Here is a 12,288-nt window from a genome sequence, read left to right on the forward strand (position 1 = left end):
CCGCCGACCTGTGGGTTATGAATCCACCGCTCTAACCATCTGAGCTACCCAGCCAGACCAGGAGGCGCGGCTTATAGGCGACAACCGCGCGGGATTTCAAGCCCGCCTAGCGCGAAGCGCTAATCCGCCACGATCGCCGCCGCCGTCGCGCCCAGCGCCTTCACCGCATCGCTCGGCGCGAGCTTCACCTGCAAGCCCCGCTGGCCGCCATTGATGAAGACATAGGGCTCGGCGAGGGCGGCTTGCTCCATCACCGTCGGCAGACGCTTCTTCTGGCCGAAGGGGCTGACGCCGCCGACCTTGTAGCCGGTGATCCGCTCGGCGTCGGGCACGGGCGCCATGGCCGCCGACTTGCCCCTCAGCGCCGCGGCCAGCTTCTTCATGCTGACCTCCTTGTCCGAGGGCAGGATGGCGCAGGCCGGCTTGCCGTCCAGCATGACGACTAACGTCTTGAGCACCCGGCGCGGGTTCTCGCCCAGGGCTTCGGCGGCCTGCAGGCCGACTCGCTCCGATCCAGGATCGTAGTCGTACGTATGAAGGTCGAACGCGACGCCGGCCTTGGTCAGTGCGATCGTGGCGGGGGTGCTCTTGGACATGATCCCGGTCATACCCAAGTGCTTCCGACGGTGGAATACGGAACGGTGATGACGGCTTTCGATCGACGAACCTTGCTGCGCGGCGCCCTTGGCCTGGGCGCCTTGGGACTGCTTCCGGCCTGGGCGCGGGCCGCCGAGGGCGCGCGATCGCCGGCGGCGCTGAGCGGCGAGGACATCAAGCTGACCATCGGTCACGCCATGCCGCGCATCGACGGACGGGCGGGCCACGGCGTGGCGATCAACGGCACGATCCCGGGACCGCTGATCCGCCTGAAAGAAGGCCAGAACGTTCGGATCGCCGTGACCAACGCGCTCGACGAGGACACCTCGATCCATTGGCACGGCCTGCTCGTTCCATTCCAGATGGACGGCGTGCCGGGCGTCAGCTTCCCGGGGATCAAGCCCGGCGAGACCTTCACCTACGACTTTCCGGTCCGGCAGTCGGGCACCTACTGGTGGCACAGCCATTCGGGTCTTCAGGAGCAGGTCGGCCACTACGCGCCGATGATCATCGACCCGGCCGGCGAGGATCCGATCGCCTATGACCGCGAGCACGTCGTGGTGCTGTCGGATTGGAGTTTCCTGCATCCGCACGAGCTGTTCCGGAAGCTGAAGGCCCAGGCGGGGTACTTCAACCGTCAGAAGCAGACCGTGGCCGGCCTGCTGCGCGGCGAGGACCAATCGCTGAGGGATCGGGTCGAGTGGTCCAAGATGCGGATGGACCCGACCGACGTGCTGGACGTCACCGGCTCGGCCTACACCTACCTCGTCAACGGTCACGGTCCGGGCGACAACTGGACGGGCCTGTTCTCGCCGGGCGAGCGGGTGCGGCTGCGGATCATCAACGCCGCCGCCATGACCACCTTCAACGTCCGGATCCCAGGGCTGGCCCTGGAGGTCGTGGCCGTCGACGGTCAGCCGGTGGTCCCAGTCCGCGTCGACGAATTCCAGACCGCGCCGGCCGAGACCTATGACGTCATCGTCCGGCCCGCCGAGGACAAGGCCTTCACCCTGGTCGCCGAGGCCTCGGACCGCTCGGGAATGGGCCGCGCCACCCTGGCGCCGCGCCTGGGCATGACCGCCCCCGTCCCGCCGCTGCGCAAGCGGCCGCTGGCGACCATGAAGGACATGGGCATGGGCGCCATGGCCCACGGCATGGACATGCCCGGCATGGACATGTCGATGCGGTCCCAGAGCAACGCCCCAAGCGTGCCGCTGACGCCCGGCGTCCAGAGCATCTCGCCGATGCCGATGGACCGCATGGCCGAGCCGCCCCAGGGGCTGGAGGACGTCGGCCACAAGGTCCTGACCTATGCCGACCTCGCCAATCTCCATGAGCCGGCCGACAAGCGCCCGCCGGGACGCACGATCGAGATCCACCTGACCGGCAACATGGAGCGCTTCATGTGGGCGTTCGACGGCCAGCCCTACGGGCCTGGCCGCAAGCCCTACGCCTTCGCGCGCGGCGAGCGGGTGCGGGTGGTGCTGGTCAACGACACCATGATGTCCCACCCGATCCACCTGCACGGCCACTTCTTCGAGCTGGTCAATGGTCAGGCGCGGCAGCCGCTGAAGCACACGGTCAATGTCGCGCCGGGGAGCAAGGCCGCCTTCGACCTGACCGCCGACGAGCCGGGCGACTGGGCTTTCCACTGCCACATGCTGCTGCACATGCACGCGGGGATGTTCGCGGTGGTCACCGTGCGCCCGATGGACGGGGAGGCGGCGTGATGCTGGTCGATCTGCCCCCCGCCGCTCAGCACGAGCACCACCAGGCCGCGCCGGCCGCCGATCCTCACGCGGGACATCAAATGCCGGCGCCGGCCGACCCGCACGCCGGCCACCACATGCCCGCGCCGGCCGCTCCGGCGGCGGAGGCCAAGCCTCCGCCCATCCCGACCGATCACGCCGCCGAACGGTTCTACAGCCCGGCGGTGATGGCCGCCGCGCGCGCCCAGCTGGCCAAGGAGCACGGCGGCGGGACCGCCTGGACCGTCCGCGCCGACGTGCTGGAGCATCGCGCCATGAAGGGCGCCGACGGCCAGGCCTTCGAGGGCGAGGCCTGGTGGGGCGGCGACGCCTCGCGCTGGGTCGTGAAAGCGCGCGGCGAGCGCAAGGCCGGCGAAGGCTGGGAGCGCGGCGAGGCCGAGGCGCTGAAGGCCTGGCCGGTTGGCCCCTATTTCGACCTGCAGGCCGGCGTCCGCTATGACTTGGCGCCGAAGGGACGAGCGTATGCGACGCTCGGCTTCGAGGGGCTGGCGCCGTATTGGTTCGAGGTTCAGGGCGCGGTCTATCTGTCGGACCAAGGCGACGTGTCGGCCCGGGCCGAGGCCTCCTACGACCTGCGCCTGACCCAGAAGCTGATCCTGCAGCCGAGGCTGGAGGGCGATCTCGCCGAGGCCGGCGCCGCGCGGCTCGAGGGCGGCCTGCGTCTGCGCTACGAGATCACGCGGGAGTTCGCGCCCTATGTTGGCGTCGTGCGCGAGCGGGTCTTCGGGCCGGCCGTCATGGCGGGCGAGCGCGCCGGGAGCACGGCGGTGGTGATCGGCGTCAGAGCCTGGCGCTGACGCGCTCGCGACGCTCTATCGTCATGGATGGCTTGCCGCGCGCGGAAGCCTGGCCCAACATCCGTTTGACCGGACGCAGAGCCGGCGTACGAGGGAGCCAGGACGGATGTCGGACGCGATCGACTTCGAGCGGATGCGGACCTTGGGCGACGTCGCCCGCTATCACGCCGAGGCGCGGCCCGACGCCGTCGCCTTCAGCTTCGAGGGGCGCGACACCACCTTCGCCGACTTCGACCGGCACACGAACCAGGTCGCCCATGCCCTGATCGCGGCGGGCCTCGAGACCGGCGACCGCGTCGCCTATGTCGGCAAGAACAGCGACTGGTACTTCGAGCTGCTGATCGGGGCCGCCAAGGCCGGGGTGGTCACCACGCCGATCGGCTGGCGCCTGGCCGCGCCCGAGATCGCCTACATCGTCGCCGACAGCGACGCCAAGCTGGTCTTCGTCGGTCCCGAATTGATCGGCCACGTCGAGGAGGTCGCCGCCGAGCTGACCCATCGCCCGGTCGTGATCGCCATGGAGCCGGAGGGCGCGGGCGAGAACCAGACCTTCGAGGCCTGGCGCGACGCCCAGCCTGACACCGATCCGCACAAGCCCATCGCCACGTCCGACATCGCCATCCAGCTTTACACCTCGGGCACGACCGGCCGGCCGAAGGGCGCGATGCTGACCCACGACAACCTGCTGGCCATGCGGCGCGAGCCGGCGGCGACGCAGTTGCCGTGGAACCGCTGGGGACCACAGGACGTCAGTCTGGTGGCCATGCCCGTGGCCCACATCGGCGGCACCGGCTGGGGGCTCGTCGGCCTGCTGAACGGCGCCAAGGGCGTGGTGGCGCGCGAGTTCGATCCGACCAAGGTGCTGGACTATATCGAGAAGGACCGCGTCTCGAAGATGTTCATGGTGCCGGCGGCGCTGCAGATCGTGGTGCGGCTGCCCAGAGCCCGCGAGGTCGACTATTCGCGCCTGTCCCACATCCTCTACGGCGCCGCGCCGATCCCGCTGGACCTGCTGCGCGAGTGCATGGAGGTGTTCGGCTGCGGCTTTGTCCAGCAGTACGGCATGACCGAGACAACCGGCACGGTGGTCTACCTGCCGCCCGAGGACCACGATCCGGCCGGCGCCAAGCGCATGCGCGCGGCGGGCCTGCCGATGCCGGGCGTCGAGCTGAAGGTCGTCGACGAGGCGGGGAACAGCCTGCCGCCGAACACCGTGGGCGAGGTGGCGATCCGGTCGCGCTCGACCATGGCCGGCTACTGGAAGCTGGACGAGGCCACGGCCAAGACGATCGACGCCGACGGCTGGCTGCGCACCGGCGACGCCGGCTACCTGGACGAGGACGGCTATCTCTTCATCCACGACCGGGTGAAGGACATGATCATCTCGGGCGGCGAGAACATCTATCCCGCCGAGGTCGAGAGCGCCGTCTACGGCCATCCGCACGTGGCCGAGGTGGCGGTGATCGGCGTGCCCGACGAGAAGTGGGGCGAGGCCGTCAAGGCGGTGGTCGCGCCCAAGCCCGGCGTCACGCCCGACCCCGCCGACATCATCGCCTTCGCCCGCTCGCGCATCGCCCACTTCAAGGCGCCCAAGAGCGTGGACTTCGTGGTGGCGCTGCCCCGGAACGCTTCCGGCAAGATCCTGCGGCGAGAGCTGCGGGCGCCGTATTGGGAAGGGCGCGAGCGGCAGGTGAACTAGGCGGGGTAGATCCTCCCCCGCGATGCGGGGGAGGTGGCCCAGAGGGCCGGAGGGGGCCATCTCGGCCGACCTCCAGCTCGCCCCCTCCGTCGCTCCGCGACACCTCCCCCGCATCGCGGGGGAGGAACTAGAAAGCCCGAAGCCGCTCCAGCGCGCCCTGCAGGATCCAGCCGGCCGCCATCTTGTCCACGACCTCGGCCCGTCTCTTCCGGTTCACGTCATGCTCCTCGATCAGCACCCGCGTCACCGCCGCCGTCGACAGGCGCTCGTCCCAGAAGGTGATCGGCAGGTCGGGCTTCAGGCGCAGCAGGTTGCGGCCGAGCGCCCGGTTGCTCTGGCAGCGCACGCCCTCTGTCCCGTCCATGTTCATCGGCAGGCCGATGACGATCCCGACCGCGCCGCGGCTGTCCATAAGCTTGAACAGGGCCTCGGCGTCCTTGCTGAACTTGGTCTTTTCGATCAGGGCCAGGGGGCTGGCGACGGTGCGGGTGACGTCCGAGACGGCCACGCCGATGGTCTTCTCGCCGGGGTCCAGGCCCACCACGGGCGCATACTGGGGCAGGGCGGCGGCGAAGTCTTCGATGTCGAGAACGGGCATGGCTCTCTTTATCAGCAGCCGCGCCGCTTGAAACCTTGTCTCCAGCCTAGTAACCGACGCGTTCGAATTTCAGGAGATCCCCATGGCCATTGACGCCGCCACGGTGCGGAAGGTCGCCCGGCTCGCCCGCATCGCCGAACCCGAAGAGCGCATCGAGGCCTTGGCTCAAGAGCTCAACGGCATCATGACCTGGATCGAGCAGCTGGCCGAGGTCGACACCGACGGTTGCGAGCCTCTGACCAGCGTTGTGGCCGCCGGCCTGCCGATGCGCGAGGATGTCGTGACCATGGGCGGCGATCCGGCCAAGGTGACCGCCAACGCGCCGAAGTCGGTGAACAACTTCTTCGTCGTGCCGAAGGTGGTCGAATAATGAGCGCGCTGACGAACCTGACCCTGAAGGCCGCCGTCGATGGCCTGGCCAAGGGCGAATTCACCTCGGTCGAGCTGACCAAGGCGCACATTGACGCGATCGAAGCCGCGCGCGGCCTGAACGCCTACATCCTGGAGACGCCGGAAAAGGCCCTGGACATGGCCGCCCAGTCCGACGCTCGCCGGGCGCAAGGCCAAGCCGGTCCGCTGGAAGGGGCGCCGTTGGGCGTGAAGGATCTCTTCTGCACCGAGGGCGTGCGCACCACGGCCTGCTCGAAGATCCTTGAGAACTTCGTGCCGACCTACGAGTCGACCGTGACCAGCCAGCTGTGGCGCGACGGCGCGGTCATGCTGGGCAAGCTGAACCTCGACCAGTTCGCCATGGGCTCGTCGAACGAGACCTCCTACTTCGGCCCGGTCACCAATCCCTGGCGGGCGAAGGGCTCGACCAAGGCCCTGACGCCGGGCGGCTCGTCCGGCGGTTCGGCCGCGGCCGTCGCGGCGGACCTGTGCCTGGGCGCCACGGCCACCGACACCGGCGGCTCGATCCGCCAGCCGGCCGCCTTCACCGGCACCGTCGGCATCAAGCCGACCTACGGCCGCTGCTCGCGCTGGGGCGTCGTCGCCTTCGCCAGCTCGCTGGACCAGGCCGGCCCGATCGCCAAGACGGTCGAGGACGCGGCCCTGCTGCTGACTTCGATGTCGGGCCACGACCCCAAGGACTCGACCAGCCTCGACGTGCCCGTGCCGGACTTCACCCAGTTCGTGGGCAAGTCGGTGAAGGGCCTGAAGATCGGCATTCCGAAGGAATACCGCGTCGACAACATGCCGGCCGAGATCGAGAAGCTCTGGCAGGACGGCATCGCCTGGCTGAAGGAGGCCGGCTGCGAGATCGTCGACATCAGCCTGCCCCACACCAAGTACGCCCTGCCGGCCTACTACATCGTGGCCCCGGCCGAGGCGTCCTCGAACCTCGCTCGCTATGACGGCATGCGCTACGGCCTGCGGGAAGAGGGCGCGACCCTGACCGAGATCTACGAGAACACCCGGGCCGCGGGCTTCGGCGACGAGGTCAAGCGCCGCATTCTGATCGGCACCTATGTGCTCTCGCACGGCTATTACGACGCCTACTACCTGAAGGCCCTGAAGGTGCGTCGTCGCATCGCCGAGGACTTCGACAACGCCTGGACGAAGTGCGACGCGATCCTCACCCCGACCGCGCCTTCGGCGGCGTTCGGCCTGGGCGAGAACAGCAACGATCCAATCGCCATGTACCTGAACGACGTCTTCACGGTGACGACGAACCTGGCGGGTCTGCCGGGCCTCAGTCTGCCGGCCGGTCTCGACTCCAACGGCCTGCCGCTAGGCCTGCAGATCATCGGCAAGCCTCTGGACGAGGCGACGGTGTTCTCGGTCGCCGGGGCGGTCGAGAAGGCCGCTAACTTTTCGGCGAAAGCCGAAAAGTGGTGGTGATCTGAAAAGGGCGGCTCCGATGGAGCCGCCCTTCTTCGTTCCGGGGTGTGGGACCCGACTTACATCGGGTTGCTCGGCTCGGTCGCCGGCGCCGCCTGCGGAGCGGCCGGCGTCGGAACCACCAGCGGGGCCGGTTCAGCGATCGCCGGGGCCGGCGCGGCGCTGACGGTGGGCGGCGCGGCCGGGACGGTGGCGCTGACGTTGCTCGAGGCGCTCGAAGCGTCAGGCGCGGCGGTCTCGACCGGCGCGGCGCGGCGAGCGGCCGGACGAGTCGGGGCGGCGGCGCGCGGCGTCTCGGCGCGAGCGACCGGGGCCGGCGCGGCCGTCTCGTTAGCGGCCAACTCGGTCGGTTGCGGGATCGGCGACGGCGTCGCCTCCGGGGGAAGCGGGGCCTTCAGCGGCGCCGGGCTCTCGGCGGCGGCGACCTGAAGTGATTGCGGATCGGTCGGCGCCTCTGAGCGGTTGGTCATCAAGCCCAAGGTCAGGGCCCCGGCGGCGACCGCCACGACGGGCACGCCGATCAGAAGCGGCAGATTGTTCGACGCCTTCTTCTTCGGCGTGCGAGCATAGATCGGCTGCGAGGGAAACAGGGCCGAAGCATTCGCGTCCGTCGAGACGGCGGGTTCCGGAGAATCAAAGTTCAGGGCGGGGCGGGTAGTGTAAGCGGTGGGCATTTCTACCTCCGTAGGTGAGCTGTTCGAGAAAATGAACGATGCGAAAACTCGACGGTTCCCTTGCCTCGCAATGGCGCCGGATTTGACGGATTCTCGCCTTATTCTCGAAAGCGGGAAAACGAACGCTTCCGCTTACCGCCAACGCCTTCAAAGTCTTGCGGGTCTTTAGGTTGGAGAACATGTCCAGAGCGGCGTCCCAGAGCTTTTCCGGCCTAGGGCGCTTGATGTAGAGAGACGGCCATGACGCAAGAATCCAAACAGATCCAAGGCCGCACCGGCCCCTGGGAAATGGTCCTCGGTCTCGAGGTGCACGCTCAGGTCGCCAGCAAGTCCAAGCTCTTCAGCGGCGCCGCCGTCGGCTTCGGCGCGGGCCCGAACGAGCAGGTCAGCCTCGTGGACGCCGCCATGCCGGGCATGCTGCCGGTGCTGAACAAGTTCTGCGTCGAGCAAGCGGTGAAGACGGGCCTTGGCCTGAAGGCCCAGATCAATCTGAAGAGCCGCTTCGACCGCAAGAACTACTTCTATCCGGATCTGCCGCAGGGCTATCAGATCAGCCAGTTCGACCAGCCGATCGTCGGCGAGGGTGTGGTCAGCGTCGAACGCGACGACGGCACGACCTTCGACGTGCGCATCGAGCGCCTGCACCTGGAGCAGGACGCCGGCAAGTCGCTGCACGACCAGGATCCGAACGCGACCTATGTCGACCTGAACCGCGCGGGCACGGCGCTGATGGAGATCGTCTCCAAGCCGGACATGCGCACCTCGGAAGAGGCGGCCGCCTACGTCAAGAAGCTGCGGACGATCCTCGTCTATCTCGGCACCTGCGACGGCGACATGGAGAAGGGCAACCTGCGCGCCGACGTGAACGTCTCGGTCTGCCGTCCCGGCGACTACGAGAAGTTCCGCGCCACCGGCGACTTCAAGCACCTGGGCACGCGCTGCGAGATCAAGAACGTCAACAGCTACCGCTACATCCAGCAGGCGATCGAGTACGAAGCCCGTCGCCAGATCGAGATCCTGGAGGACGGCGGCAAGATCGACCAGGAAACCCGCCTGTTCGACCCGAACAAGGGCGAGACCCGTTCGATGCGCAGCAAGGAAGAGGCGCACGACTATCGCTACTTCCCCGATCCCGACCTGCTGCCGCTGGTGCTGGACCCGGCTTGGGTGAAGGAGATCGAGCAGACGCTGCCGGAACTGCCGGACGCCAAGAAGGCGCGTCTGCAGAGCCAGTATGGCCTCTCGGCCTATGACGCCGGCGTGCTGATCATCGACGCCGACCGCGCCGACTATTTCGAGGCCGCCGCGAAAGGCCGCGACGCCAAGCTGGTCGCCAACTGGGTGACCAACGAGCTGCTGGCCAAGCTGTCGGCGGCCGGGATCTCGTTCACCGACTCGCCGCTGCCGTCGTCGGACATCGCGCAGCTGGTCGAGCTGATCGAGAACGGGACGATCTCGTCGAAGATCGCCAAGGAGGTCTTCGAGCACATGTGGAACGGCGAGGGCCGTCCCGCCGAGATCGTCGAGAAGCGCGGCCTGGTGCAGATCAACGACACCGGCGCGATCGAGAAGGCCATCGACGACCTGATCGCCGGCAATCCGGACAAGGCCGAGGCCGTGAAGGACAAGCCGCAGGCCCTGGGCTGGTTCGTCGGCCAGGTGATGAAGGCCACCGGCGGCAAGGCCAATCCCGCCACCGTCAACGAACTGCTGCGCAAGAAGCTCGGCGTCGAATAGACGTCAGCGGCTTCCAAAATGACGAGGGCCCGCGGCGAAAGCCGCGGGCCCTTCTTCGTTGATACGAACGGTTTTTCTTATCGCGGCGTCGTGGGCTGAGACGCGGTCGTTCCAGCCGCCGACGGATCGCTCGGATTGGCCGTCGTGTCGCCACGGTGGTCCTTGTGCTTCTTGGCCTTCTTGGCCGTCTTTTCGCCCGTCATCGCGGACTGGTCGCCGGTCATGGGCGCGGTCGCCGAGGTCGGAGCGCCGGCGCTGTCGGCCGGAGCGGCCATCTCGGGAGAAGTCTGGGTCGTGGTTCCCGTCTGGGCGGCGGGGTCGTTGGTCGGCGCGGGCGTCGACGTCATCGGCGACGGGTTGGCGGGCGAGGTTTGGGGGAGGGTGGCTTGCGCCATGGCCGAGCCGGCGAAGGCGGCGGCGGCCAGAGCAACGGCGGCGGCGGTGATGCGCGGGGTTTTCATGGTCTCGGACCTGTTTCGGCGGCGTCGGGTTGTGACGCACCGTTCACGCTGAAGGGGCAATGCGGTCGAAATGACTTCACAATCAGGTCATTGCGCCCCATGCGCGGCAGGGTTGCGGCGCGCGTGGCCGTAAAACGGCGTCCCGAGGCATAACCCAGGACGCCGCTCTTTGGCGCCAAGACTCGGCAGGTCTAGCGGTTGGCGATGACGTCGAAGATCAGGCCCGTGGCGATGGCCGCGAGCACATAGTCATTGCCCGTGCGGTACCAATAGTAACCGCGGGGCGGCGGGCGCAGGTGGTAGCGATAGTAGTCGTTCACCACATAACCCCGGCCGCGATAGTACGAGGGAAGATAAGCGCCTCGTCGCCAAGCCTCATAGCCCGGCCGATAACCGGGGCGCCCGTAATAGGCGACCGGCGGCGGGCCGTAGTGCCAGCGGCTGTTGTAGTAGTAGCCATTGTGGCGACCGTGGTCCCAACGATCGCGGCGATCCCAGCCGTTATGACGGCCGTTGTCCCAACGGCCGCGATCACGATCCCATTCACGGTCGCGATGGTCCCAGCGACCGCGGTCCTGGGCGCTGGCGTCCGTCGCTGACAGGGCCATCGGGCCGGCCACCGAAGCGACGGCGGCGATCGTGAGCAGCAGACGTTTCATGTCGTCTTCTCCTATGGACGACGGCCGAAACCGCCGAGAGGTTCCCTCGACCTTTGACCGCATGATCGGGGCCGGCGACTGAACCTGGCCTGAACGCGGCCGACAGCTATGACGAAGGGGAGGTCTTGGCGGCCGGCCGCGGCGCCGCCATGGTCTTGAGACGCCGACAACGAGACGGAGGAAACCGATGACCCGACCGATCGCGCTCTACTACTGGCCGACGCCCAATGGCTGGAAGGTCTCGATCGCCCTGGAGGAGATGGGCCTGCCGTACGAGATGATCCCGGTGAACATCGGGACGGGCGAGCAGTTCAAGCCTGACTTCCTGGCGATCAGCCCGAATAACCGGATGCCGGCCATCGTCGATCCTGACGGGCCGGACGGCCAGCCGATCTCGATCTTCGAGTCCGGCGCGATCCTACAGTACCTGGCGCGCAAGACCGGCCAATTCTATGGCGCGACCGAGCGGGATCGGGTCGCGATCGACCAGTGGGTGATGTGGCAGATGGCGGGACTTGGTCCCATGGCCGGCCAAACCCACCACTTCCGCCAGTACGCGCCGGCGATCATCGCCGACCAGCGCCAGATCGCCTACGGCGTCGTCCGCTACACCAACGAGACCCATCGTCTCTATGGCGTATTGAACAAGCAACTGGAGGGACGCGATTTCATCTGCGGCGATCTGTCCATCGCCGACTTCATGGTCTGGCCCTGGATCGTTCCCTGGAGGAACCAGGGCATTATCCTGGATGAGTTCCCCAATTTGAGGAGCTGGTTTGAGCGGGTCGGCGCCCGGGAAGCCGTCCAGAAAGGCTTCAAGCTGGGCGCGGAGCTGCGGTCGCAAGGCCTACAAGCCTCAGGAAAAGCGGCCGAAGAGGCGCGAAAGGTGCTGTTTGGACAGCGCGCGCGTTAAGGCGGCGTATACTATCGTTTACAGTCAGTAATAAGGCTGAGCGACTAGTATACATTTCGCCGCATTCATCATGTCAGCGTGATTAACTATATGTTCAGTCGCGCTGGACTTTCCTCCATTCGTGCTCTGATCCGGCAGAACGCCGTGGCGAGCCTAAGAAAGGAGATGAGCCATGATGTTGATGAACGAACCGCCGGCCGTCGTCGCCACCCTGCCGCTGCCGACCGCCGAGTCCACCGGCGACGAGCTGTTCCGCATGGGCCTGCTGTATTCGACCGGTCAAGGCGGCGCGCCGCTGGACTATGTCTCGGCCCACATGCTGTTCAACCTGGCCGCCATGCGCGGTTCGATCGAAGCCAAGCTCTACCGCAAGGAGCTGGCGCAGGAGATGGCTAGCGAAGACGTCGCCGAGGCTCAGCGCCAGGCGCGCGAATGGCTCGCCCACGGCTGAGCCCGGATCTCCGGGCTCCCTGTTCCTTGTCCGCAGTCGCCTGAACGGGCGCCGCATACAGCGGCCGCCTGCCGCTTAGCTTTTGATCGCG

General features: G+C 67.6%; 13 protein-coding genes. 8 read left to right on the forward strand and 5 right to left on the reverse strand.

Annotation, left to right across the window (positions count from 1 at the left end):
* Positions 1-119: 119 nt before the first annotated feature.
* Positions 120-596, reverse strand: a complete 477-nt coding sequence (gene ybaK / locus AX690_RS05865; protein WP_066680624.1) for a Cys-tRNA(Pro) deacylase — start codon at positions 594-596, stop codon at positions 120-122.
* Between the two features lie 45 nt (positions 597-641).
* Here ybaK and AX690_RS05870 point away from each other — a divergent pair, with 45 nt between their 5' ends.
* The 3 genes from AX690_RS05870 to AX690_RS05880 all read left to right on the forward strand — a co-directional run bounded on the left by AX690_RS05870 (position 642) and on the right by AX690_RS05880 (position 4,862).
* Positions 642-2,327 (forward strand): copper resistance system multicopper oxidase, encoded by a 1,686-nt coding sequence (locus tag AX690_RS05870; protein WP_156449582.1) that lies wholly within the window; start codon positions 642-644, stop codon positions 2,325-2,327.
* Complete coding sequence (locus AX690_RS05875; protein WP_066680620.1) at positions 2,327-3,163, forward strand: copper resistance protein B; 837 nt, start codon at positions 2,327-2,329, stop codon at positions 3,161-3,163. The genes AX690_RS05870 and AX690_RS05875 overlap by 1 nt, the downstream gene beginning before the upstream one ends.
* 106 nt (positions 3,164-3,269) lie before the next feature.
* Positions 3,270-4,862, forward strand: coding sequence for a fatty acid--CoA ligase (locus AX690_RS05880; protein ID WP_066680622.1), 1,593 nt, complete (start codon positions 3,270-3,272; stop codon positions 4,860-4,862).
* 127 nt (positions 4,863-4,989) lie between these two features.
* Here AX690_RS05880 and ruvX read toward each other — a convergent pair whose 3' ends face one another.
* A complete protein-coding gene (gene ruvX / locus AX690_RS05885) occupies positions 4,990-5,460 on the reverse strand; it encodes a Holliday junction resolvase RuvX (RefSeq protein ID WP_066685345.1) in 471 nt (156 codons plus the stop codon).
* A gap of 82 nt (positions 5,461-5,542) precedes the next feature.
* On the opposite strand from ruvX, the gene gatC reads away from it, so the two are divergent.
* Entirely contained in the window at positions 5,543-5,830 is a 288-nt protein-coding gene (gene gatC, locus AX690_RS05890) for an Asp-tRNA(Asn)/Glu-tRNA(Gln) amidotransferase subunit GatC (RefSeq protein ID WP_066685342.1), read from the forward strand.
* Positions 5,830-7,302 carry an Asp-tRNA(Asn)/Glu-tRNA(Gln) amidotransferase subunit GatA gene (gatA, locus tag AX690_RS05895; RefSeq protein ID WP_066685340.1) on the forward strand — a complete coding sequence of 491 codons (1,473 nt, stop codon included), beginning with the start codon at positions 5,830-5,832 and terminating at the stop codon, positions 7,300-7,302. Before gatC ends, gatA begins: the two co-directional genes overlap by 1 nt.
* A 59-nt stretch (positions 7,303-7,361) precedes the next feature.
* Here gatA and AX690_RS05900 read toward each other — a convergent pair whose 3' ends face one another.
* A complete protein-coding gene (locus AX690_RS05900) occupies positions 7,362-7,976 on the reverse strand; it encodes a hypothetical protein (protein ID WP_066685334.1) in 615 nt (204 codons plus the stop codon).
* A gap of 240 nt (positions 7,977-8,216) precedes the next feature.
* Between AX690_RS05900 and gatB the strand changes: the two genes are divergently transcribed.
* Positions 8,217-9,713 carry an Asp-tRNA(Asn)/Glu-tRNA(Gln) amidotransferase subunit GatB gene (gene gatB, locus AX690_RS05905; protein ID WP_066685332.1) on the forward strand — a complete coding sequence of 499 codons (1,497 nt, stop codon included), beginning with the start codon at positions 8,217-8,219 and terminating at the stop codon, positions 9,711-9,713.
* A gap of 77 nt (positions 9,714-9,790) precedes the next feature.
* Here the strand turns inward: gatB and AX690_RS05910 are convergent, their stop codons facing one another.
* Positions 9,791-10,174: a hypothetical protein gene (locus AX690_RS05910; protein ID WP_066685330.1), complete on the reverse strand. Its 384-nt coding sequence runs from the start codon at positions 10,172-10,174 to the stop codon at positions 9,791-9,793.
* Positions 10,175-10,365: 191 nt separating this feature from the next.
* Positions 10,366-10,833, reverse strand: coding sequence for an RcnB family protein (locus AX690_RS05915; protein ID WP_082769527.1), 468 nt, complete (start codon positions 10,831-10,833; stop codon positions 10,366-10,368).
* Between the two features lie 187 nt (positions 10,834-11,020).
* On the opposite strand from AX690_RS05915, the gene AX690_RS05920 reads away from it, so the two are divergent.
* Positions 11,021-11,746 (forward strand): glutathione S-transferase N-terminal domain-containing protein, encoded by a 726-nt coding sequence (locus AX690_RS05920; protein WP_066685326.1) that lies wholly within the window; start codon positions 11,021-11,023, stop codon positions 11,744-11,746.
* A 172-nt stretch (positions 11,747-11,918) separates the two neighbouring features.
* Entirely contained in the window at positions 11,919-12,197 is a 279-nt protein-coding gene (locus tag AX690_RS05925; protein ID WP_066685325.1) for a sel1 repeat family protein, read from the forward strand.
* The last annotated feature ends 91 nt before the right edge of the window (positions 12,198-12,288 follow it).

Source organism: Caulobacter sp. CCH9-E1, from assembly GCF_001556515.1.
GTDB lineage: Bacteria > Pseudomonadota > Alphaproteobacteria > Caulobacterales > Caulobacteraceae > Caulobacter.